19 protein-coding genes are annotated in these 23,267 nt (G+C 70.9%); 10 read left to right on the forward strand and 9 right to left on the reverse strand.

Features of this window, described 5'->3' with window-relative positions:
* The first annotated feature begins 78 nt into the window (after positions 1 to 78).
* From OG698_RS18095 to OG698_RS18110, 4 genes are all read left to right on the forward strand, one after another.
* Positions 79 to 1,017: a diiron oxygenase gene (locus OG698_RS18095; RefSeq protein ID WP_383095537.1), complete on the forward strand. Its 939-nt coding sequence runs from the start codon at positions 79 to 81 to the stop codon at positions 1,015 to 1,017.
* A 378-nt stretch (positions 1,018 to 1,395) separates the two neighbouring features.
* Positions 1,396 to 2,121, forward strand: a complete 726-nt coding sequence (locus tag OG698_RS18100; RefSeq protein ID WP_406104059.1) for a TetR/AcrR family transcriptional regulator — start codon at positions 1,396 to 1,398, stop codon at positions 2,119 to 2,121.
* A gap of 10 nt (positions 2,122 to 2,131) precedes the next feature.
* On the forward strand, positions 2,132 to 2,398 hold the full coding sequence (locus tag OG698_RS18105) for a hypothetical protein (protein ID WP_399969650.1): 267 nt from the start codon (positions 2,132 to 2,134) through the stop codon (positions 2,396 to 2,398).
* 148 nt (positions 2,399 to 2,546) lie between these two features.
* Positions 2,547 to 3,698, forward strand: coding sequence for an NlpC/P60 family protein (locus OG698_RS18110; protein WP_406104061.1), 1,152 nt, complete (start codon positions 2,547 to 2,549; stop codon positions 3,696 to 3,698).
* 22 nt (positions 3,699 to 3,720) lie between these two features.
* On the opposite strand, the gene OG698_RS18115 is transcribed toward OG698_RS18110, so the two are convergent.
* The 5 genes from OG698_RS18115 to OG698_RS18135 form a co-directional block, all read right to left on the reverse strand.
* Positions 3,721 to 4,971, reverse strand: a complete 1,251-nt coding sequence (locus OG698_RS18115) for a styrene monooxygenase/indole monooxygenase family protein (protein WP_100595895.1) — start codon at positions 4,969 to 4,971, stop codon at positions 3,721 to 3,723.
* A 33-nt stretch (positions 4,972 to 5,004) separates the two neighbouring features.
* Complete coding sequence (locus OG698_RS18120; RefSeq protein ID WP_399970355.1) at positions 5,005 to 5,604, reverse strand: GTP-binding protein; 600 nt, start codon at positions 5,602 to 5,604, stop codon at positions 5,005 to 5,007.
* A gap of 64 nt (positions 5,605 to 5,668) precedes the next feature.
* Positions 5,669 to 6,100 (reverse strand): DUF742 domain-containing protein, encoded by a 432-nt coding sequence (locus OG698_RS18125; protein ID WP_100595897.1) that lies wholly within the window; start codon positions 6,098 to 6,100, stop codon positions 5,669 to 5,671.
* On the reverse strand, positions 6,097 to 6,600 hold the full coding sequence (locus OG698_RS18130; RefSeq protein ID WP_116510014.1) for a roadblock/LC7 domain-containing protein: 504 nt from the start codon (positions 6,598 to 6,600) through the stop codon (positions 6,097 to 6,099). The genes OG698_RS18125 and OG698_RS18130 overlap by 4 nt, the downstream gene beginning before the upstream one ends.
* On the reverse strand, positions 6,597 to 9,470 hold the full coding sequence (locus OG698_RS18135) for a nitrate- and nitrite sensing domain-containing protein (RefSeq protein ID WP_406111131.1): 2,874 nt from the start codon (positions 9,468 to 9,470) through the stop codon (positions 6,597 to 6,599). Before OG698_RS18135 ends, OG698_RS18130 begins: the two co-directional genes overlap by 4 nt.
* 356 nt (positions 9,471 to 9,826) lie before the next feature.
* Here OG698_RS18135 and OG698_RS18140 point away from each other — a divergent pair, with 356 nt between their 5' ends.
* Positions 9,827 to 10,615: a protein phosphatase 2C domain-containing protein gene (locus OG698_RS18140; RefSeq protein ID WP_406104062.1), complete on the forward strand. Its 789-nt coding sequence runs from the start codon at positions 9,827 to 9,829 to the stop codon at positions 10,613 to 10,615.
* A 171-nt stretch (positions 10,616 to 10,786) separates the two neighbouring features.
* On the opposite strand, the gene OG698_RS18145 is transcribed toward OG698_RS18140, so the two are convergent.
* Positions 10,787 to 11,290, reverse strand: coding sequence for a MarR family transcriptional regulator (locus OG698_RS18145; protein WP_329570363.1), 504 nt, complete (start codon positions 11,288 to 11,290; stop codon positions 10,787 to 10,789).
* A 218-nt stretch (positions 11,291 to 11,508) separates the two neighbouring features.
* Between OG698_RS18145 and OG698_RS18150 the strand changes: the two genes are divergently transcribed.
* Positions 11,509 to 12,342 carry a lysozyme gene (locus OG698_RS18150; protein ID WP_406104064.1) on the forward strand — a complete coding sequence of 278 codons (834 nt, stop codon included), beginning with the start codon at positions 11,509 to 11,511 and terminating at the stop codon, positions 12,340 to 12,342.
* Positions 12,343 to 12,577: 235 nt separating this feature from the next.
* On the opposite strand, the gene OG698_RS18155 is transcribed toward OG698_RS18150, so the two are convergent.
* The 3 genes from OG698_RS18155 to OG698_RS18165 all read right to left on the reverse strand — a co-directional run bounded on the left by OG698_RS18155 (position 12,578) and on the right by OG698_RS18165 (position 16,123).
* Positions 12,578 to 12,700 (reverse strand): hypothetical protein, encoded by a 123-nt coding sequence (locus OG698_RS18155; protein WP_406104065.1) that lies wholly within the window; start codon positions 12,698 to 12,700, stop codon positions 12,578 to 12,580.
* Positions 12,701 to 12,844: 144 nt separating this feature from the next.
* Positions 12,845 to 15,259 (reverse strand): endopeptidase La, encoded by a 2,415-nt coding sequence (lon, locus tag OG698_RS18160; protein ID WP_406104067.1) that lies wholly within the window; start codon positions 15,257 to 15,259, stop codon positions 12,845 to 12,847.
* Positions 15,260 to 15,427: 168 nt separating this feature from the next.
* A complete protein-coding gene (locus OG698_RS18165) occupies positions 15,428 to 16,123 on the reverse strand; it encodes a rhomboid-like protein (protein ID WP_406104069.1) in 696 nt (231 codons plus the stop codon).
* Between the two features lie 353 nt (positions 16,124 to 16,476).
* Between OG698_RS18165 and OG698_RS18170 the strand changes: the two genes are divergently transcribed.
* The 4 genes from OG698_RS18170 to OG698_RS18185 all read left to right on the forward strand — a co-directional run bounded on the left by OG698_RS18170 (position 16,477) and on the right by OG698_RS18185 (position 23,264).
* On the forward strand, positions 16,477 to 17,178 hold the full coding sequence (locus OG698_RS18170; protein WP_406104071.1) for a spermidine synthase: 702 nt from the start codon (positions 16,477 to 16,479) through the stop codon (positions 17,176 to 17,178).
* Positions 17,179 to 17,271: 93 nt separating this feature from the next.
* Positions 17,272 to 18,009 carry a response regulator transcription factor gene (locus OG698_RS18175; protein ID WP_406104072.1) on the forward strand — a complete coding sequence of 246 codons (738 nt, stop codon included), beginning with the start codon at positions 17,272 to 17,274 and terminating at the stop codon, positions 18,007 to 18,009.
* The gene (locus tag OG698_RS18180; RefSeq protein WP_406104073.1) at positions 18,006 to 19,196 is read left to right on the forward strand and encodes an ATP-binding protein; all 1,191 of its coding nucleotides are present in this window, start codon (positions 18,006 to 18,008) and stop codon (positions 19,194 to 19,196) included. The genes OG698_RS18175 and OG698_RS18180 overlap by 4 nt, the downstream gene beginning before the upstream one ends.
* A gap of 261 nt (positions 19,197 to 19,457) precedes the next feature.
* The gene (locus OG698_RS18185) at positions 19,458 to 23,264 is read left to right on the forward strand and encodes a multifunctional oxoglutarate decarboxylase/oxoglutarate dehydrogenase thiamine pyrophosphate-binding subunit/dihydrolipoyllysine-residue succinyltransferase subunit (RefSeq protein WP_406104075.1); all 3,807 of its coding nucleotides are present in this window, start codon (positions 19,458 to 19,460) and stop codon (positions 23,262 to 23,264) included.
* The last annotated feature ends 3 nt before the right edge of the window (positions 23,265 to 23,267 follow it).

The following is a 23,267-nucleotide window of genomic DNA, read 5'->3' on the forward strand; positions in this document are numbered from 1 at the left end:
GGCAGTCTCATAAGACGTGACCGCCGGTAACTCCTGTGCCGCGGCGCCCGTTTCCCGTACGACGAGGTGGGGACAGCCATGACGACCGTGACGGAAGCCGACGCGTTCGAGGGTCTGCGCGACGCGCTCGGGCTGCTCAAGGACCGCGAGCAGGTGGCCGAACGCCTGCTCGACTCCTCCGCCAAACACTCCTTCGACCCGGACAAGGAGCTGGACTGGGATTCCCCCGACGTCGAGGGCCTGTGGTACTGGCCCCCGGAGCTCTGCTCGCTCTACGACACCCCCATGTGGAAGCGGATGCCGCAGGAGCAGCGCATCGAGCTCTCCAAGTACGAGGCCGCCTCCATGGCGTCCATGGGCGTCTGGTTCGAGATCATCCTGATGCAGCTCCTCGTACGGCACATCTACGACAAGTCGCTGACCAGCAGCCATGTGCGCTACGCCCTCACGGAGATCGCCGACGAGTGCCGGCACTCCATGATGTTCGCCCGCATGATCAAGCGGAGCGTCGGCGAGAGCTTCCCCATGCCGCGTATCCACCACAACCTGGGGCGCGTGCTCAAGACGATCTCCACGACGCCGGGATCCTTCGCGGCGACGCTGCTCGGCGAGGAGATCATCGACTGGATGCAGCGGATGACGTTCCCGGACGAGCGCGTCCAGCCGCTGGTGCGCGGCGTCACCCGCATCCACGTCATCGAGGAGGCGCGGCACGTGCGCTACGCGCGTGAGGAGCTGCGCCGCCAGATGGTGACGTGCGGCCCGACGGAGGCGGCGTACACCCGGATCGTGTGCGGCGAGGCCGCCCGCGTGATCTACACGGCGTTCCACAACCCGGCCGCCTACGAGCGGGCGGGGCTCGACCCGAAGGAGGCACTGGCGCAGGTCAAGGCCAGCGGCCACCGGCGCGAGATCATGCAGACCGGCGCCAAGCGCCTGACCGACTTCCTGGACGACATCGGGGTCATGCGGGGCGTCGGACGCAGGCTGTGGAAGTCGTCCGGGCTGCTCGCCTGACCGCCACGCGACGGAGCCGCACATCAAAACAGCCTGGACGACATCCAGGCCACGCGCGGCATCGGACACAGGCCGAGGAAGTCGACCGGGCTGCCCGCCCGACCACCACGCGACGGAGCCGCACATCAAAACAGCCTGGACGACATCCAGGCCACGCGCGGCATCGGACACAGGCCGAGGAATTCGACCGGGCTGCCCGCCCGACCACCACGCGACGGAGCCGCACATCAAAACAGCCTGGACGACATCCAGGCCACGCGCGGCATCGGACACAGGCCGAGGAAGTCGACCGGGCTGCCCGTCTAGGACTGCGCCCGGGACCCGGCGGAGCACCTCCGTACAGGACCCCCGCACGCAAAGCCGGTTACGCTGCGGGACATGACCTCGGCACCCGGCACCCGCGCGTACCGACGGCTCAGCGTCGAGGAGCGTCGCAGCCAGCTCCTCGTCGCCGCGCTGTCCCTCTTCGCGCACCGGGCACCCGAGGAGGTGTCCCTCGACGACGTGGCGGAGGCGGCCGGTGTCTCGCGGCCGCTCGTCTACCGGTACTTCCCCGGCGGCAAGCAGCAGTTGTACGAGGCCGCGCTGCGCTCCGCGGCCGACGAGCTGGAGAAGTGCTTCGCGGAGCCGCAGGAAGGTCCGCTGAGCGGCCGGCTCACGCGGGCCCTCGACCGCTACCTCGGGTTCGTGGACCAGCACGACATGGGGTTCGCTGCGCTGCTCCAGGGCGGCAGCGTGGTGGAGACGTCGCGGACGACGTCGATCGTGGACGGCGTGCGCAGGGCGGCGGCCGAGCACATCCTGAGCCATCTCGCCGTGGCGGACCCGGGTCCCCGGTTGCGGATGACCGTACGCATGTGGATCACGGCCGTGGAGGCGGCCTCGCTGATCTGGCTCGACGAGGACAAGAAGCCGCCGCTGGACGAGCTGCGCGACGGGCTCGTCGACCAGTTCATGGCTGTCCTCACGGCGACGGCGGGCCGCGACCCCCAGACCGCCGAGGCGATGCGGCACGCGCTGGCCCTGGAGACGGCGGACGGGCCCGTGGGCCGGCTGGCCCGCCTGGTGCTGCCCGTGGTGAGCGACGCGGCACATCTGCTGTGACACTGGCGCCGTGAAGAGCGAAGAGACGCCGTTCGTCGGCGGGCCGATGGACGGGCGGGTGCTGCCCGTGCTGCTGGGGCCGACGGGGCATCCGCCGAAGGTGTACCGCATCCCGGTGCCGGGCCCCGACGGCTCCCCGGGCACGGTGCTCATCTACCGCCGGGTGCCGATGACCCCCGGCAAGATCCGGTTCACCCACCGCTGGAAGTACGAGTACGACCCTTCGGGGCGCGACGACAGCGGGCTCCGGTGGCCCTGGTCCAAGCCGCGCTCATAGCACTCTCTTTGACGGATCGCCTTCGTGGAGTCCCCCGGCCGGGTGAGGTCCTTGGGCCGAACCGCCCAGCAGGAGGCGCGCGGGCGGGCGGACGTGTTGATGCTCACGGTGCGGGACGGACGGGCCGCCCCGCACCGGAGGTGATGACGTGTCAGGAAGCCTTCTGCGGTGGACCTGTGCCGCGGCGGTGGCCTCAACGCTCGCGGCGCCGTGGCCCGCGTCCGCCGCACCCACACGCGAACCCCAGCCCCTCCCCGCGGCCAACCGCACCGCCGTAGCCACGCTTCTGACGGATCTTCAGCGCCTGTACCAGGAGGCCGAGAAGGCCACCGAGAAGTACAACGCGACCGCCGAGAAGCTCAAGAAGCGCCGGAAGACGGCCGGTGACCTGGCCCGCAAGCTGGCCACGGCCCGCATCTCGCTCCACGACAGCCGCGGCGCGGCAGGACGCCTCGCCCGCGAGCAGTACCAGGGCAGCAGCAACATCTCCCCCTACCTGCGCCTGCTCCTCGCCCGCGACCCGCAGCACGCCCTCGACCAGGGCCATGTGATCCGGCGCGTGGCCCAGGAGCGCATGGCGACCGTGGACCGGCTCGTCGGCGGCGAGAAGCGCGCCGACGACCTGGCGGCGCAGGCACGCAGGGCGCTCGCCGAGCAGACCCGGCTGTCGGAGCGGCAGAAGAAGAACCGGGACGCTGTCCAGGCCCGCCTCAAGGACGTCGAGAGGCTGCTCGCCTCACTCCGCCCGGACCAGCTCACCGAGCTGACCCGCCTGGAGGACGCGGGGATGGCGAAGGCCCAGAAGACGTTCATGGCGTCGGGCGCGCTCAGTTCACAGCGGGCGCCGTCACGGGCCGGGGACGCGGCACTCGCGTACGCGGTGAAGCAGATCGGGAAGCCGTACGTGTGGGGCGCGGAAGGGCCCGCGGCGTTCGACTGCTCGGGGCTCACGTCGCAGGCGTGGGAGCACGCGGGCGAGGACATTCCCCGCACGTCGCAGGAGCAGTGGGCGAAACTGCCGCGCGTCCCGCTGAACGAGCTGCGGCCCGGGGACCTCGTCGTGTACTTCCGCGGGGCCACGCACGTGGCGATGTACCTGGGCGACGGGATGGTGGTGCAGGCGCCGCGGCCGGGCGCGAAGGTCAAGGTGTCGCCGATCGCGGCCAACCCGCTGCTCGGCGCCGTCCGCCCCGATCAGGGAGACGCGTCGATGAAGGGCTACACCCCGCCGAAGCTGCCCGGCGGCGCGACGGGCGGCGACAACACCGGGTACGGCGCCGCGGGGGCGCCCACCGGCTGACCGGTGCGCGCCCCGCCGCGGATCAGCCGGAGACGGAGGCCAGGTAGGCGTTCGTCTTCTCGGGCTCGTAGAAGAAGTTCTCGAAGTCGGCCGGGTTGTTGAAGCCGTTCGCGAAGCGGTCGGCGACCGGCTGGAGCTGGCCGGCGGCGCCGATCAGGTTGAGGACGTGCTCCGGCGGGACGCCCAGCATCGCGTTGGTCCACTTCACGACGTGCTGCGCGGTGTCCCAGTAGCGGTCGAAGGTGGACTGCATCCACTCCTCGTCGAAGGGCTTGTCGCCGTGCTCGGTGATCGAGTCGAGGTACGAGGCGGCGCACTTGGACGCCGAGTTCGAACCCTGGCCCGTGATCGGGTCGTTGGCGACGACGACATCGGCGACACCGAGGACCGCGCCGCCGCCGGGCAGCCGCCCGATCGGGTTGCGGACGGTCGGCGCGTAACGGCCGGCGAGGGTCGCGTTGGCGTCGGTCAGCTCGACCTTCGTGGCGCGCGCGTACTCCCAGGGCGTGAACTTCTCCATCAGCTCCAGGGTGAGGGCCAGATGCTCCGAGGGGTCCTTGACACCCTTGAAGGCGTCCAGCGGACCGCCGGGGATGCCCTCCCAGAACAGGATGTCCGCGCGGCCCGAGGTGGTGAGGGTCGGCATGACGAACAGCTCGCCGACGCCGGGCACCAGGTTGCAGCGCACCGCGTCGAATTCCGGGTGCTCGGGGCGGGGGCCCATGCCGTGCACGTACGCGACGGCAAGCGCGCGCTGCGGCTCGGTGTACGGGGAGCGCGAGGCGTCGCGGCCGAACATCGAGACCAGCTCGCCCTTGCCGGCGGAGACGAGCACCAGGTCGTAGGTGCGGGCGAAGTAGTCGAGGTCGGAGACCGCGGCGCCGTGGATGACGAGCTGGCCGCCGCGCTGCGCGAACGTCTCCATCCAGCCGGCCATCTTCACGCGCTGGTCGACGGACTGCGCGTAGCCGTCGAGCTTGCCCACCCAGTCGATGGCGCGCTGCGAGGGGCCCGGGTCGAAGGAGCCGGGGGCGGCGACGGAGACGCCGAGGCCCTCGATCTTCGGGGCCTGGGACTCCCAGAAGTTCACCTGGAGGTCGCGCTCGTGCTGGAGCGCCGTGTCGAACATGCACTGCGTGGACATGACCCGGCCGGACCGGATCTCGTCCGCGGTGCGGTTGGACATCAGGGTGACCTCGTACCCGTTCGACTGGAGGCCGAGGGCGAGCTGGAGACCGGACTGTCCGGCTCCGACGACGAGTATCTTCCGCATGCGGGTGCCTCTTCTACTGCTGAGGGGTGGTGGCTATTCGGGGGTGGCGTCGAGCGCGTGGCCGACGAGGGCCAGGAGGGTCTCGACGACCGAGATGCGCTGCCGCGCGTCCATGATGAGGACAGGGATGTGCGGCGGCACCGTCAAAGCCTCGCGCACGTCGGCGGCGGCGAACTCGTCGGAGCCGTCGAAGTGGTTGACGGCGACGACGTACGGGAGCCCGCAGCTCTCGAAGTAGTCGAGGGCCGGGAAGCAGTCGGACAGCCGCCGGGTGTCGGCGAGCACGACCGCGCCGATCGCGCCGCGCACCAGGTCGTCCCACATGAACCAGAAGCGCTGCTGCCCCGGCGTGCCGAAGAGGTAGAGCACCAGGTCGTCGTCGAGCGTGATCCGCCCGAAGTCCATGGCGACCGTGGTCGTGGTCTTGTCCGGGGTGGCGGTGAGGTCGTCGGTCTCCTCGCTCGCCTGGGTCATCAGCGCCTCGGTCTGGAGGGGCTGGATCTCCGAGACGGCGGTGACGAGGGTGGTCTTGCCGACGCCGAAGCCGCCGGCCACGACTATCTTCGTGGCGATCGGGGCGCGGGTGCGGTCCGTCTGCCAGGCCTGGAGCTCTTCCTGGGGCTCGGAGGCGATGGCTTCACGGCCGGACGACGGCTGGGCAGGTACGAAGGCGGGCGTGACGCCCTCGGTGACGCCTTCAGAGACGACGGAGTCCACTCAGCACCCTTTCAAGCAGTGCGCGGTCCGGCTGGCCCGGGCCGTGGCCGGTTCCGTAAACGCGGATCTTTCCCTGGTCGGCGAGGTCGCTGAGCAGTACGCGGACCACGCCGAGGGGCATCTTCAGGAGCGCGGCGATCTCGGCGACCGTGCGCATGCGGCGGCACAGCTCCACGATCGCCCGCATCTCCGGCATGATCCGCGTCGAGAGCGTGCCCTGGCCTATCTCGAGGCGTTCCTCGGGCGCTTCGAGCGCGGCGACGAACGTCTCGACGAGCAGCACATGGCCGAAGCGGGTGCGGCCGCCGGTGAGCGAGTAGGGGCGCACCCGGGCCGGCTTGCGGTCGCCGCCCCGGGTGGGAAGTTTCGGGCCGCCGGTACTGAGGTTGGTGACGCTACTGCTGCTGCTCACTTGGCGTTCTCCATCGACTGGCGCAGTTCACTGCGGAGTTCGGGCGTGAGGACGTGCCCGGCACGGCCGACGAAGAGCGCCATGTGGTAGGCGACGACGCTCATGTCGCAGTCCGGGGTGGCGTGCACGCCGAGCAGTGAGCCGTCGCTGATGGACATGACGAAGAGGCTGCCTTCCTCCATCGCGACCATGGTCTGCTTGACGCTGCCGCCGTCCATCAGCTTGGCGGCGCCGATGGTGAGGCTGCCGACGCCGGACACGATCGTGGCCAGGTCGGCGCTGGACCCCTTGGGTCCGCCGCTGTGGTCGGCAGGGCGCTCACTGTTCCTGCCGGGGTCGGAGGAGAGCAGGAGCAGCCCGTCGGAGGAGACGACCGCGACCGAGAGGAGCCCTGGCACCTCCTCCACCAGATTGGTCAGCAGCCAGTGCAGGTTGCGGGCTTCGGTGCTGAGTCCGAATCCGGGGGTGGACGCACTCGGCGTGCGACTGGGCGCAGTCAACTGCTTGCCTCCTCGACTGTGTCCCCCTTGGGTTCTGCGGTCTGTTCCGTCCCGCCGATCTCGGCCTCGACGTCCCGCCGGCCCTTGTTGGCCCCCTGGTGGAACCCGCCGAGCCTGCGGCGCAGGGCGTCCGCGTCGACGGATCCGGTGCGCGGCGCCGCGGCGGGCGCGGGGGCCGAGATCTTGGGGGTCCTCTTGGGCAGGCCCTTGTCCGTGACGCGCTCCCCCTGGGCGGTGCGGGCCGCGGGGATCACGGGCTCGCCCGCCGCCTCGGGAGCGGGAGGCGTGTCGGCCTTGGGCCGGGTGGGCAGGCCCGGGGTGCCGCTGGTCTGCCCGGCGCCCGTCTCGTCGGCGACCCGCTCGTGCGCAGGCTCGTCGTCGAGGTGCAGGGTCTGCGGCGCGGGCTCCGGGGCTGCCGCCGGTACGGGTTCCGGGGCTACGGCGGGTACGGGTTCCGGGTCGACGGCCGGGATCGGCGCCGTCAGCGTCATGGTCGTCTCGGCGGGCGACTCGGCCGGGACCGCGGGCTTCGTGAGCTCCGGTTCGGGTTCGGCCACCGGTGCAGGCGCTTCGGCGTCTGTCCCCGCTTCCCGTACGGCGTGCTCCGCCGCGGCGATCAGCGGGTCGTGGCCGTCCTTGGAACGGCCGCTCAGGACGTTGGAGTTGGCCTCGGCCTCGGATCCGGGCAGGTGCACGGCGGGCGCGGCGCCCGCCACCGGGACCCGCGGCGGCGCGGCTGCCGCGGGGGCCGCCGCGAGGAGTGCCCTGGGCAGCACGACGACGACGGCGATCCCGCCCTGCTTCTGCTCGCGCAGCTGCACCCGCACGCCGTGGCGCGCGGCGAGCCGGGCCACGACGTACAGGCCGAGGCCGAGTCCGTCGCCGTCCTCGGGGTCGAACATCTCGTCGTCCGCGAAGGCGGCGAGGCGGGCGTTGAGCTCCTTCATCCGCTCGTCGGTCATGCCGATGCCCTCGTCCTGGACGGAGAGCATGACCTCACCGCTCTCCAGGAGCCAGCCGGACACCTCGACGGAGGCGTCGGGCGGCGAGAACGACGTGGCGTTCTCCAGGACTTCGGCGACAAGGTGACTGAGGTCGTCGGCGGCGAAGCCGGCGAGGTGGGCGTGCGGCGGGAGCGCGGAGATCCGGACCCGCTCGTAGCGCTCGATCTCGCTGACCGCGGCGCGCACGACGTCGACCAGCGGGACGGCGCCCGGGTTTCCGTGGCCGTGCTCGGCGCCGGCGAGTACGAGGAGGTTCTCGCTGTGCCGCCGCATGACCGTGGCGAAGTGGTCGAGCTTGAAGAGGGTCGCGAGGCGCTCGGGGTCCTGCTCGCGCTCCTCCAGGTTCTCGATGACGCCGAGCTGGCGCTCCACGAGGCCGAGGGTGCGCAGGGCGAGGTTCACGAACGTGCCGTGGATGCTGTGCCGGACCCGGTCCAGGTGGGTCGCGGCCGCGGCGAGTTCGGCGCGCAGCTTCTCGCGCTCGTCGGCCATGGTCGCGCGCTGGCCGATCAGGTGCTTGCGGTCTGCCTCCAGCGTGGTGAGGCGCTCGTGGAGGCCGAGTGTGTGCGCGTGCAGGGCGTTGACGGACCGTACGACCTGGGCGAACTCGTCGTTGCGGCCGGTGAACTTGACCGGCTCCTCGCTCGCCGGGTCCCCCGCGAGGCGGGCCGAGCCGAGGCGGAGCACCGCGAGCGGCCTGGTCAGGGTGCGGGCCATGGCCATCGAGACGCCGACGGCGACGAGCAGGCACAGACCGGCCAGCGCGATGCGGACCTCGAGCGCGTTGACATCGTCGTCGCGCAGCAGGGCGAGGTCCTTGGTGCGCCGGTCGTAGAGGGACGACTCGGCGCCGCGCATCAGGTCGATACGGGCGGACAGCGCGGCGTCGATGTTCTTGGGGTTGCCGGCGAGGTCGTCGGCGGACAGCGTGGGCTCGTCCGTGAGGGCGGCCAGGTACTTGTCGGCCTTGGTGACGTCGGGCCCCGTGACCGTCGCGCCGTAGGAGGCGACGGACGCGGCCGGGGCGGCGTCCTCGAAGTCGGCGAGCGCGGCCTGTTCGCGTACCTGGGCCTGCTGGGCGGCGGCGCTCAGGGCGTCGCGCTGCTTGCCGTCGGCCGAGTCCTGGGAGACGACGGTCTTCGGCAGTCCGGTGACCGGGTCGATGACCGTGGACGTCTGGCTGGAGCGCGGCACGGCGAGCGCGGCGAGCAGGAGTCCGCGGGCGGCGGAGGCCTGTTCGACGGCCCGGTCGAGGTCGGCGAAGGCGTGTGCTCCGGAACCCGCACGGGGCGGGGTGCTCTCGGCGAGCTGCTCGGCGGTGCTGTGCAGCTCGTTGATCGCGTCGGAGTACGCCTTGTGCGCCTCGAGGGCGCTGCCCTTGCCGGTGAGCGCGGCACGGCGGACGGCCGCGACGCCGGCGAGGTCGCGTTGCAGCGGGGCCGGTGCGTCGGTGCGGAGCTCTTCGAGCTGGCGGTCGACGCGGGCGCTGCGGCTCTCGGAGAGCCCCTGTCCCTTGGGCCGCCCGGCGGCGATGAAGGCGGTGACCTCGTCGCGCTCGTCGGCCAGGGAGTGGGAGAGCGTGACGGTCTGCTGGGTCCGCGCCGCGAGGTCGACCAGCTCCTGGGAGTCGCCGACCTGCCCGGACGCGGTCATGAGGGCGGGTGCGGCGGCACCGGCGATCGCCGCGGCGACCACCGCCACGGCGATGATGAGCCGGTTGCGCACCCGCGCGGTACGTCGTCCTCCGGGGTCCGCGGGGGTGCCCGCCGGGGCCTGCGCGACGGGTCCTGCGGGAACCGTCGTGCGCCCCTCGTCCGCTTCGGAGGCCGCTTGCTTGCCCTTGCGTCGAGGCCGCATCTTCCGCACCGGTGCTCGCATTCCTGACTCGTCTACCCATGGGCCCGGGTGACGATCTGTCAACGCGCGCGCCCCCTGGAATGGCTCCAGACCATTCCAGTGCCGGTGAGCAGTGGTCGCGCATCACCTAGCCAGCCACCCGAAGGAGTGAACATCGAGCGGGAGTTGGCGAGCAAGTCCCGATGGCATGAGCACAGAGCCCGAACGGGGCGCCGGTTGGACGTCTCTCACAGGCTTTGGCAAGATGCCCCGCCACTCCCCGACGGAGTCGATCATTCCGGTCGAAACCAGGCGCCTGACCTGCTGATGCGGCTCAACTCGCGGCCCAACGGCCCTCTTGTGAAGGGCTCGTGCAGACTGGCCGGATGCGCATCGAACTCGCGACGGAGCCCGGAAACCCCGACCGACCCAACGAGGACTACGCCTCCGCGGCCGTACCCGCCTCCGGACAGGGTGGAACGCTGGTGGTCCTGGACGGGGTCACACCACCCCGGGGCGCGACCGGCTGTCTGCATTCCGTCCCCTGGTTCACGGCCCGGCTCGGCGGCGCATTGGGTGAACTGTCCGTTTCACTCAGGGATATGACGTTGACCGCCGTCCTCGCCGAGGCAATCCGCCGCACCGCCGACACCCATCGGCGCACCTGTGACCTTTCTCACCCGCGTACGCCTCAGGCAACCGTGGTCCTGGCGCGGTGGGACGCGGAGCGGGTCGAGTATCTGGTGCTGTCCGACTCGGTGTTGCTGGTCGAGGACGCGTCCGGCTCGGTCACGGCGCTGGTGGACGACCGGCTCGACCGCGTGCCGCGCTCCTCCCTCGTCTCGGACGAGGTGGCCGACGCGACCGTGCGCAACAAGGAGGGCGGCTTCTTCACGGCCGCCGCCGACCCCTCGGCCGCCGCCCGCGCGGTCACCGGCGAACTCCCCCGCGCGCAGGCGCGCACGCTCGTGGCACTGACCGACGGAGTCACGCGCTGGGTGGAGAAGTTCCGCGAGGGCGACTGGGCAGACCTGTTCGCGCTCGTACGCAAGGAGGGCGCTCACGCGGCGGTCGCGCGCGTACGGGCCCTGGAGGACGCGGACGAGCAGGACCGGGTCTTCCTGCGGCGCAGCAAGACCCATGACGACGCGACGGCGGTGTACGTGGAGCTGTAGCGCGCGACCAGGGGGTGTCCGGCGGATCAGGGTCGGACAGGTCGCGGCGCCTGGCGCGGTGCATCGCAAGGCGCCGGAGCGTCCTGATGGCGGAGCTGTTCGGACGTTTCGGCAACGCGGCGAGGCGCTGTGTCAGGCGTCTCGGCCCCGGCCGTGATCCGCCGACACCCCCTAGCTCTCGGCCCCGGCGTTCAACTGGTGCAGCAGTCGGGCCAGTTCCGCCACCTCGGCGCGGTCCCAGCCCGCGAGCTGGCGTACGTACGTGGCCCGGCGGGCGTCGCGCACCTGGCGGAAGTTGGCACGGCCCTCGTCGGTGAGGTGGACGAGCCAGGCGCGGCCGTCGGCGGGGTCGGGCTCGCGCGCGACGAGTCCGAGATCCTCCAGGGCGCGCAGCTGCCGGCTCATGGTGGCCTTGCCGACGCCGACGTACGCGGCGAGTTCGGTGGCCCGTTGCCGGCCGCACTCCTCCAGGCGTGCGAGGAGGCCGTAGGCGGCGGGTTCGAGGTCCGGGTGGACGGCGCGCGCCATCTCGCCGGAGGAGGCGCGGGCCCGCCTGAGAAAGACCGTCAACTCCCGCTCCAGGGACAAGAATTCGTGGTCCACACCACTCTCCGTCGCGTCGAATTCTGCGCCCGGCCGCGCGCCGTTCCCGTCCTCGTGCACGTCAGCACCCATGCCAGGGTTTCCCGTTCCTGAAAGTTTCCGCCATTCGCGGCCATTGCCGCAGCTCCGCCAGTATTTCGCAGGAGTAGACCAACGGCAGCATCCGGGCCCCCTTCCCTCCCGGCGGTCTACGTGCGTAGCTTCTTTAGTGACATGTCCACACCAGTGACATGTCGAAAGGTCCCCCCACCGAGCTCACAGAAGCTCAACGAGGCCTTCGGAGGCACGCAATGCCCGTGCACAGATCCGGAACCGTCCGCCGCCCGCGCCTGAGGCGCATCCCGGCGGCCGGAGTCATCCTCGCAGCGCTCTCGCTGCTGTTCACCCTGCCCACCGCGGCCCAGGCGGCCGACGTCCCCGCCCGTGGCTCCGCCACGATGGGCATGGGCGTCGCCGAGCACGACGGCCGAGGCGGTCTGCCCACCGACAACAAGGCGGTCCAGACCGAGGGCGTGGACACCAGCAGCCACAACGGCAACGTGGCCTGGGCGACCCTCTGGAACAGCGGCGTGAAGTGGGCCTACGTCAAGGCCACGGAGGGCACGTACTACACGAACCCCTACTTCGCCCAGCAGTACAACGGCTCCTACAACGTGGGCATGATCCGCGGCGCGTACCACTTCGCGACCCCGGACACGACGACCGGCGCCGCCCAGGCCAACTACTTCGTGGACCACGGGGGCGGCTGGTCCCGGGACGGCAGGACCCTGCCGGGCGCCCTCGACATCGAGTGGAACCCGTACGGCGCGGCCTGTTACGGCAAGACCGCGGCCGGGATGGTCAGCTGGATCCGTGACTTCGTGAACCAGTACAAGGCCCGCACCGGCCGCGACGCCGTGATCTACACGGCGACGAGCTGGTGGACCCAGTGCACCGGCAACTCCAGCGCCTTCGGGGCGACGAACCCGCTCTGGATCGCCCGCTACAACACCGACCCGGGCGCGCTCCCGGCCGGCTGGGGCTTCTACACGATGTGGCAGTACACGTCGTCCGGCCCGACGGTCGGCGACCACAGCAAGTTCAACGGCGCCTACGACCGACTGCAGGCGCTGGCCAACGGCTGAGCCGGCGCGGGACAACGGCCGGGCTCCCCCACGGGAGCCCGGCCGTTGCGTTCGGGAGCCGGATCAGGTCAGCAGTCGCCCGCAGCCCTGGCCCGCTTCACCGGGCTCGTCCGGCCGGTCGTGCCGTCCAGCCACAGGACGCGCGTGCCGGTGTCGGCGGCCGCGTGGACCTGGTCGCCGCGGTTGCAGGAGACGCGCTGGGCGCCGCCCTGCCACCGGGGGCGAGCTGGTGGAGCTACGGCAGTGTGGCGTCGTCCCAGGTGGTGGCCGGCGGCAGCGACAGCACGATGACCGCGTCGTCGGAGGCCGTCAGCTCGGCCGGCTGATGCAGGAGCTGAATGCGGAGACCTGTTTCCACGCGGGGATGCAGGCGGCGATACGCGGCCGGCTGACGGTCCGGTGGGCCGGGCGGTCGACCATGCGGAAGGCCCGGGCCCCGTGTGGGGACCCGGGCCTTCGTCATCCGGCCCCAGTGGTCGGAGCCCACTGAAGGACACAGGCGTCACGCCGCGACCGGAACCTCCACGGCGGCCGGGGCCAGGGCCAGTTCGAGCACCTGGCGCACGTCCGTCACCGGGTGCACGTCCAGCTTCTCCAGGACCTCGGCGGGGACGTCGTCCAGGTCCGCCTCGTTCCGCTTCGGGATGACGACCGTCGTGATCCCGGCCCGGTGCGCGGCGAGCAGCTTCTGCTTGACGCCACCGATCGGCAGCACACGGCCGGTCAGCGACACCTCACCGGTCATCGCCACATCCGTACGGACCTGGCGGCCGCTGAGCAGCGACGCGAGAGCGGTCGTCATGGTGACTCCCGCGCTCGGGCCGTCCTTCGGCACCGCGCCCGCCGGGAAGTGGATGTGCACGCCCCGGTCCTTCAGGTCGGCGACGGGCAGCTCCAGTTCGGCGCCGTGCGAGCGCAGGAAGGAGAGCGCGATCTGCGCGGACTCCTTCATCACGTCACCGAGCTGACCGGTCAGGGTCAGGCCGGCCGCGCCCGTCTCCGGGTCGGCGAGGGACGCCTCCACGTAGAGGACGTCGCCGCCCGCTCCGGTGACCGCGAGTCCGGTGGCCACGCCCGGCACCGCCGTACGGCGCTCGGCCGGGTCCTGCGCCGCCTCGGGCACGTGGTGCGGACGCCCGATGAGGCTCCGCAGGTCGGTGTCCTCGACGGTGAACGGCAGCTCGCGCTCGCCCAGTTCGTGCTGGGCCGCGACCTTCCTCAGCAGGCGTGCGACGGACCGCTCCAGGTTGCGTACGCCGGCTTCCCGCGTGTACTCCCCGGCGAGCTTGCGCAGCGCGCTCTCGCCGAGGGTGACCTCGCCCTTGTCCAGACCGGCCCGCTCCAGCTGGCGCGGGAGCAGGTGGTCGCGGGCGATGACGACCTTCTCGTCCTCGGTGTACCCGTCGAGCCTGACCAGCTCCATACGGTCGAGCAGGGCCTCCGGGATGGCCTCCAGGACGTTCGCCGTCGCGAGGAACACGACGTCGCTGAGGTCGAGTTCGACCTCCAGGTAGTGGTCGCGGAACGTGTGGTTCTGCGCCGGGTCGAGCACTTCGAGCAGGGCGGCCGCCGGGTCGCCCCGGAAGTCGGACCCCACCTTGTCGATCTCGTCGAGCAGCACGACCGGGTTCATCGACCCGGCCTCCTTGATCGCCCGCACGACACGGCCCGGCAGGGCGCCCACGTACGTACGCCGGTGTCCGCGGATCTCCGCCTCGTCCCGTACGCCACCGAGGGCGACGCGGACGAACTTGCGGCCCATGGCGTGCGCCACGGACTCGCCGAGCGAGGTCTTGCCGACGCCGGGCGGGCCGACGAGCGCGAGCACCGCGCCGCCCCTGCGCCCGCCGACCACGCCGAGCCCGCGCTCGGAACGCCGCTTGCGCACGGCCAGGTACTCGGTGATGCGCTCCTTCACGTCCTCCAGGCCCGAGTGCTCGGCGTCGAGGACGCTCTGGGCGCCCTGGATGTCGTACTCGTCCTCGGTACGCTCGTTCCACGGCAGTTCGAGGACCGTGTCGAGCCAGGTGCGGATCCACGAGCCCTCGGGGGACTGATCGCTGGACCGCTCCAGCTTCTCGACCTCCTTGAGCGCGGCCTCGCGGACCTTCTCCGGAAGGTCGGCGGCCTCGACCCGCGTGCGGTAGTCGTCGGACTCCTCGCCCTCCGACTCACCGTTCAGCTCGCGCAGCTCCTTGCGTACGGCGTCCAGCTGGCGCCGCAGCAGGAACTCTCGCTGCTGCTTGTCGACGCCTTCCTGGACGTCCTTGGCGATGGACTCGGCCACGTCCTGCTCGGCGAGGTGCTCGCGCAGCTGCTCGGTGGCCAGCTTGAGCCGGGCGACCGGGTCGGCCGTCTCCAGGAGCTCCACCTTCTGCGGGGTGCTCAGGAAGGGCGAGTAGCCGGAGTTGTCGGCGAGCGCGGAGACGTCGTCGATCTGCTGGACGCGGTCCACGACCTGCCAGGCGCCGCGCTTCTTCAGCCAGTTCGTGGCGAGTGCCTTGTATTCGGTGACCAGCTCGGTCACGGAGCCGGGCAGCGGCTCCGGCACGGTCTCCTCGACCGCGAGGCCCTCCACCCACAGGGCGGCGCCGGGGCCGGTCGTGCCCGCGCCGATCCGCACACGGCTGCGGCCGCGGATCAGGGCGCCGGGGTCGCCGTCGGCAAGCCGGCCCACCTGCTCGACCGTGCCGAGCACGCCGGTGTTCGCGTACGTGCCGTCGATCCGGGGAACAAGAAGCACCTTCGGCTTGCTGCCGCCCACAGATCCGCTGGAACGGGCCGCCGCCTGGGCGGCCTCCACCGCGGCGCGTACGTCGTTGTCGTTGAGGTCCAGGGGCACCACCATTCCGGGCAGCACGACCTCGTCGTCGAGCGGCAGCACGGGCAGGGTGAGCGGTGTGGACGTCGATGCCATGATCTCCCCTTAAGCAGTCAAGTTGAGCTATGCAGACTCAATGCACGTGAGCCCATGAATGTTCCCCCGGCCCTGTTCGCTCTCGGCGATCAGCGGATGGGCAGGTGAAATTCGCAGGCCAGAGGGGGTCTGTGACGTGTACGACCATGGGCCGGCCGGGGGAACGCGTCAGGTCGCGGAGGATCCCGGCGCGCGCCGCCACCGGCGCACCAGCGGCCAGGTCCCGACGCCGATGGCCAGGGCCATGAGGTGGCCCCAGTTCGCCATCGGGTCCGTGAGCGCGATGAGGTCCTCGACCAGCATTCCGCCGAAGACTGCGAGCACGGTCCAGCGCAGCCAGGGCGTGAGGAGACCGGCGAGGGCGCCGACGCTCGCGGCCACGCCGAAGCTGATGCCGTAGTCGAGGCGGTGCAGCGAGCTCTCGGGCAGATGCCCGGCCATCACGGAGAGCCCGACCGGCACCTCGGTGGCGAGCGTCGCCACGGTGTGGCCGAGGACGAAGACACCGGCGGTGCGCCGGCCGCCGATCCTGCGCTCCAGCGCCGTGAGGACGACCAGGAAGCAGACCGCGAACGGGGACGTGATCCCGCCGGCGATCCACAGCGCGCTCGCGACCAGCACGAACACGGGCGTGTGCGCGAGGTGCGCCACGTCGGTACTGGAACCCCGCAGCGCGGACGCGACGACGCCGGGGTCGGCGAGCAGCGCGAAGAGGGACGTGCCGATGAGCACGGCGGCGTAGACGAAGGTGAACGGCGTCCCCGTGGGCGTGGGCAACAGCCGCCAGGGGCGCAGCCGGCGACGGGGGACGGCCTTGGGCCCGGTGCGCCCGTCGGCCGCGGATCCGGGCGCGGCAAGCGCCATGTCACCGGCCGACGCCTGAGCCGGGATCGCGTCGAGCGGCGTCCGCGACGGGCCCTGCGGCAGAAGAGCAGGGCCTGGCAGCGGACGCGAAGAGTCCAGCCGGAATCGGTGAGGCTCACGCACGGGTCGCGAAGCCCCGGACGGAGTCCCCGAAGAAACATCCGCCCCGTCGGCCTCGACCGTCACGCCACTCTCCACCTGCGGCACCCTTCCCCTTCCGGCCCGGCCCAACCCTTCGCCCCTCTATGACCGGCGCCACGTGCGGCACGATCCACAGGACCTGCGCAGGAGAGCCGCCAACTCCCTTTCCAGGGACAGCCGGGCGTCGCACCGGTTACGGCAGGATGGACGCCATGTCCACCTCGTACCCCACCCCGTACGACACCGACCACACCGCCCCCGTCGTCCTCGACCGGCGCGAAGGGCCCTTCGGAGAGGTCGTACTGCGGCGCCACGGCGCGCTGCTCCAGATCATCGCCAACGGATGCTTCCTGATGGACACGTCCGACGGGCGCTCCGAGCGCCTGCTGGTCGACGCGGCGCTCGACGCTCTCGACGACCGCCCGGCGCCAGGAATTCTCATCGGCGGGCTCGGTGTCGGATTCTCCCTCACCCATGCGGCTGCGAATTCCCGCTGGGGCCGCATCGCCGTCGTGGAGCGCGAGCCGGCGATCGTGGACTGGCATCGCGAGGGCCCGCTGTCCGAACTGTCACGGTCCGCGCTCGCCGATCCGCGCACGGAGATTGTGGAGGCGGACCTTGTCTCGTACGTCCAGGAATCGACCGAGACGTACGACGCGCTGTGCCTCGATATCGACAACGGACCCGACTGGACGGTGACGGAGGGTAATGACAACCTCTACTCACCGGTAGGTCTCGCGGCCTGCCGGGAGCGGCTCGCCCCTGGCGGCGTGCTCGCCGTGTGGTCCGCACAGCCCTCCGCAAATTTTGAAGGAACCTTGCGGAATGCCGGATTCCAGTCGGTCCGCACCGAAGAGATCCCGGTTGTCCGTGGCGTTCCCGACGTCGTACATCTCGGGGTCAGGCCTGCGTAGCCGACTCGCGGTAACTCCCCGTACGCTGACTGCCGAAACCCAGATCATTCAAGCGTCAAGCGCACACGGATGTGCGCATTCAGGGGCGGGGCGATGGAGCAGACACACACCTCCCACAACGGCAACACGGCTACGCCGGGTGCCCAGCGACGGGTCCTGGTCGTCGAGGACGACCCCACGATCGTCGACGCCATCGCCGCACGGCTGCGCGCCGAGGGATTCCTCGTGCAAACCGCACAGGACGGTCCGGCGGCGGTCGACACGGCCGAGGCATGGCAGCCCGACCTGCTGATCCTCGACATCATGCTGCCCGGATTCGACGGGCTCGAAGTCTGTCGCCGTGTGCAGGCGCAGCGGCCCGTGCCGGTGATGATGCTCACGGCGCGCGACGACGAGACAGACATGCTCGTCGGGCTCGGCGTGGGTGCCGACGACTACATGACGAAGCCCTTCTCGATGCGGGAGCTCGCGGCGCGCGTGCACGTCCTGCTGCGGAGGGTCGAGCGCGCGGCGCTCGCGGCGGCCACGCCCAGGAGCGGCATCCTGCGGCTCGGCGAGCTGGAGATCGACCACGCACAGCGCCGTGTGCGGGTGCGCTCCGAGGACGTCCACCTGACGCCCACGGAGTTCGACCTCCTGGTCTGCCTGGCCAACACGCCCCGCGCCGTCCTCTCACGCGAGCAGCTGCTCGCCGAGGTGTGGGACTGGGCGGACGCGTCGGGCACCCGGACCGTCGACAGCCACATCAAGGCGCTGCGCCGGAAGATCGGCGCCGAGCGGATCCGCACCGTGCACGGTGTGGGCTACGCGCTGGAGACGCCGACGCCATGACCGGCAGCGGCGGCGCATCCGACGTACGGGACGCGGACGGGTACAAGCCGGGGTCGCCGGGCCTTGCGCCCGGCGCTCCCCCGGCCGCCCGGCCCCTGGCGGGCCACTGGGTGCAGGGCGGCCTGCGGCCTTTCTCCATCAAGACCAAGCTCGGCACGCTGGTCGTCGTCTCGGTGTTCATCACGACCGGACTGCTGATGGTCGCCGTCCGCACCCAGACCGAGCTCCGTTTCATCACGGTCTTCTCGGTCATCGCGACGCTCCTCATCACCCAGTTCGTGGCGCACTCGCTGACCGCGCCGCTCGACGAGATGAACACGGTCGCCCGCTCCATCTCGCACGGCGACTACACGCGCCGGGTCAGTGGCGCGGACCGGCGCGACGAGCTCGGCGACCTGGCCGCGACGATCAACCGCATGGCGGACGACCTGGAGGCGCAGGACCAGCAGCGCAAGGAGCTCGTGGCGAACGTCTCCCACGAGCTGCGCACCCCGATCGCGGGCCTGCGCGCCGTCCTGGAGAACGTCGTGGACGGGGTCTCGGCCGCCGACCCCGAGACCATGCGCACGGCGCTGAAGCAGACGGAGCGTCTGGGCCGGCTGGTCGAGACGCTGCTCGACCTCTCCCGGCTCGACAACGGCGTGGTCCCGCTCAAGGCACGCCGCTTCGAGGTGTGGCCGTATCTGTCGGGCGTCCTGAAGGAGGCCAACATGGTCGCCTCGCAGCGTGCCGGCATCGCCTCGGGCTCCGGCACCCATACGCGTACGGACGTGCATCTGCACCTGGACGTCTCCCCGCCCGAGCTGACCGCGCACGCGGACCCCGAGCGGATCCACCAGGTCGTGGCCAACCTCATCGACAACGCCGTGAAACACAGCCCTCCGCACGGCCGCGTGACCGTGCTCGCGCGCCGCGGCCTCTACCCGGAGTCGCTCGATCTGGAGGTCCTCGACGAGGGCCCCGGCATCCCCCGCTCCGAGTGGCACCGCGTCTTCGAGCGCTTCAACCGGGGCGGCCATGTGAAGGGCGCCGCGCACGGCCCCGGCAGCGACGGCGGCACCGGTCTCGGCCTCGCCATCGCCCGGTGGGCCGTGGACCTGCACGGCGGCCGGATCGGCGTGGCCGAATCGGCTCGCGGCTGCCGGATCCAGGTCACTCTTCCGGGCCTGCCCCGCGCTCAAAGTTGACGTAGGGTTCGAACCGGAAGCACAAGATCGCCGTGCCATTCGCCACGGGGTGCGGGCCGATGGGCCGCGCTCGTACAACGACGTACCCAAGGCGAACCGGAACCCCGCTTGTTTCCCGCCATTTCCAGCGCCGAAACACGGCTTCCGGTGTGACTTACGCGACGGATGACCGGCCCGGTCTGCAAGTCCCGGTGTTGGAGGCGTAGCCTTTATTCCCGCTGTCCATCACCTTGTGAGAAGCGGAAGAGGGCGGTTACCGCCGTGTCGCCACAGTCCCCCAGTAACTCGAGCACCTCGACCGACCAAGAGGGGCAGGGCAAGAGCCCTGCCGCCGCTTTCGGTCCCAATGAGTGGCTCGTCGACGAGATCTATCAGCAGTACCTCCAGGACCCGAATTCGGTTGACCGAGCCTGGTGGGACTTCTTCGCCGACTACAAGCCGGGTGCCCCGGCCCAGCCGACGACCGGAGCCCCCGCACAGGGTTCCGGTCCCGCCGGCACCGCCGGTACCGCAGCCGCGGGGGCTGCGGGCACTGCCGCGGCGCCCGCCGCACCGGCAGCCCCGGCTCCGGCCGCCGCTCCGGCTCCGGCTCCGGCCGCCCCGGTGGCCAAGCCCGCCACCGCGGCGCCCGCGAAGCCGGCCGCCGCCGCAGTGAAGGCTCCGGCTCCCGCCAAGGCGCAGCCCGCGACCGAGGCCGCCGGCGGCCCCGAGTTCGTGACGCTGCGCGGCCCGAGCGCCGCCGTCGCGAAGAACATGAACGCCTCCATCGAGGTCCCCACGGCGACGTCCGTGCGCGCGGTCCCGGTGAAGCTGCTGTTCGACAACCGCATCGTCATCAACAACCACCTGAAGCGCGCCCGGGGCGGGAAGATCTCCTTCACCCACCTCATCGGCTACGCGATGGTGCAGGCCATCAAGGCCATGCCGTCGATGAACTACTCCTTCGCGGAGAAGGACGGCAAGCCGACGCTGGTCAAGCCGGAGCACATCAACTTCGGCCTCGCCATCGACCTCGTGAAGCCCAACGGCGACCGCCAGCTGGTCGTCGCGGGCATCAAGAAGGCCGAGACGCTGAACTTCTTCGAGTTCTGGCAGGCCTACGAGGACATCGTCCGCCGCGCCCGCGACGGCAAGCTCGGCATGGACGACTTCACCGGTGTCACGGTCTCGCTGACCAACCCCGGCGGCCTCGGCACCGTCCACTCCGTGCCCCGCCTGATGCCCGGACAGTCGGTCATCATGGGCGTCGGCTCGATGGACTACCCGGCGGAGTTCCAGGGCACGTCCCAGGACACCCTGAACAAGCTCGGCATCTCGAAGGTCATGACGCTCACGTCGACCTACGACCACCGGGTCATCCAGGGCGCCGCCTCCGGCGAGTTCCTGCGCGTCGTGGCGAACTTCCTCCTCGGTGAGGGCGAGTTCTACGACGAGATCTTCAAGGCGCTGCGCATCCCCTACGAGCCGGTCCGCTGGTTCAAGGACATCGACGCCTCGCACGACGACGACGTCACGAAGGCCGCCCGCGTCTTCGAGCTGATCCACTCCTTCCGGGTCCGCGGCCACGTCATGGCCGACACCGACCCGCTGGAGTACCGCCAGCGCAAGCACCCCGACCTGGACATCGCCGAGCACGGCCTCACCCTGTGGGACCTGGAGCGCGAGTTCGCGGTCGGCGGCTTCGCCGGCAAGTCGATGATGAAGCTGCGCGACATCCTCGGCGTCCTGCGCGACTCGTACTGCCGCACCACCGGCATCGAGTACATGCACATCCAGGACCCGAAGCAGCGCAAGTGGCTCCAGGACCGCGTCGAGCGCCCGCACACCAAGCCGGAGCGCGAGGAGCAGCTGCGCATCCTGCGCCGGCTGAACGCGGCCGAGGCGTTCGAGACGTTCCTGCAGACGAAGTACGTCGGCCAGAAGCGCTTCTCCCTGGAGGGCGGCGAGTCCGTCATCCCGCTGCTCGACGCGGTCATCGACTCCGCCGCCGAGTCGCGCCTGGACGAGGTCGTCATCGGCATGGCCCACCGCGGCCGCCTGAACGTCCTGGCGAACATCGTCGGCAAGTCGTACGCGCAGATCTTCCGCGAGTTCGAGGGCAACCTCGACCCGAAGTCGATGCACGGCTCCGGCGACGTGAAGTACCACCTGGGCGCCGAGGGCACCTTCACCGGCCTGGACGGCGAGCAGATCAAGGTCTCGCTCGCGGCCAACCCGTCCCACCTGGAGACGGTCGACCCGGTCATCGAGGGCATCGTCCGCGCCAAGCAGGACATCATCAACAAGGGCGGCACGGACTTCACGGTCCTGCCGGTCGCCCTGCACGGTGACGCGGCCTTCGCGGGCCAGGGTGTGGTCGCCGAGACGCTCAACATGTCGCAGCTGCGCGGCTACCGCACGGGCGGCACGGTCCACATCGTCATCAACAACCAGGTCGGCTTCACCGCCGCCCCGGAGTCGTCGCGCTCCTCCATGTACGCCACGGACGTGGCCCGCATGATCGAGGCGCCGATCTTCCACGTGAACGGCGACGACCCCGAGGCCGTCGTCCGCGTTGCCCGACTGGCCTTCGAGTTCCGCCAGGCGTTCAACAAGGACGTCGTCATCGACCTGATCTGCTACCGCCGCCGCGGTCACAACGAGTCGGACAACCCGGCGTTCACGCAGCCGCTGATGTACGACCTGATCGACAAGAAGCGCTCGGTGCGCAAGCTCTACACCGAGTCCCTCATCGGCCGTGGCGACATCACCCTCGAAGAGGCCGAGCAGGCGCTGCAGGACTTCCAGGGCCAGCTGGAGAAGGTGTTCGCCGAGGTCCGCGAGGCCACGGCGCACCCGGTGACGGCCCCCTCGTCCGACCCGCAGGCCGAGTTCCCGGTCGCCGTCAGCACCGCGATCTCCCAGGAGACCGTGAAGCGGATCGCCGAGTCGCAGGTCAACATCCCCGACCGCGTCACCGTCCACCCGCGTCTGCTGCCGCAGCTGCAGCGCCGCGCGGCGATGATCGAGGACGGCACGATCGACTGGGGCATGGGCGAGACGCTCGCCATCGGCTCCCTGCTCCTCGAGGGCACCCCGGTGCGCCTGTCGGGCCAGGACTCGCGCCGCGGCACGTTCGGCCAGCGGCACGCGGTCCTGATCGACCGTGAGACGGGCGAGGACTTCACCCCGCTCCTGTACCTCTCGGACGACCAGGCGCGTTACAACGTCTACGACTCCCTGCTCTCCGAGTACGCGGTCATGGGCTTCGAGTACGGCTACTCGCTGGCCCGTCCCGAGTCGCTCGTGATGTGGGAGGCGCAGTTCGGCGACTTCGTCAACGGCGCGCAGACGGTGGTGGACGAGTACATCTCGGCCGCCGAGCAGAAGTGGGGCCAGACCTCCGGCGTCACGCTGCTCCTGCCGCACGGCTACGAGGGCCAGGGCCCGGACCACTCGTCCGCCCGCCCGGAGCGCTTCCTCCAGCTGTGCGCGCAGAACAACATGACGGTCGCCATGCCGACGCTCCCGTCGAACTACTTCCACCTCCTGCGGTGGCAGGTGCACAACCCGCACCACAAGCCGCTGGTCGTCTTCACCCCGAAGTCGATGCTGCGCCTCAAGGCCGCCGCGTCGAAGGCGGAGGAGTTCACGGAGGGCGGCTTCCGTCCCGTCATCGGCGACAGCTCGGTGGACCCGGCCGCGGTCCGCAAGGTCGTCTTCTGCGCGGGCAAGGTCTACTACGACCTCGAGGCCGAGCGTCAGAAGCGCGGCGTGACGGACACGGCGATCATCCGCATCGAGCGCCTGTACCCCCTGCCGGGTGCCGAGCTCCAGGCGGAGATCTCCAAGTACCCGAACGCGGAGAAGTACCTCTGGGCGCAGGAGGAGCCGGCGAACCAGGGCGCGTGGCCCTTCATCGCCCTCAACCTGATCGACCACCTGGACCTGGCGGTCGGCGCCGACGTCCCGCACGGTGAGCGCCTGCGCCGCATCTCGCGGCCGCACGGCTCGTCCCCGGCGGTCGGCTCGGCGAAGCGCCACCAGGCGGAGCAGGAGCAGCTGGTGCGCGAGGTCTTCGAGGCCTGAGCA

The sequence above is a fragment of the Streptomyces sp. NBC_01003 genome, assembly GCF_045162695.1.
GTDB lineage: Bacteria > Actinomycetota > Actinomycetes > Streptomycetales > Streptomycetaceae > Streptomyces.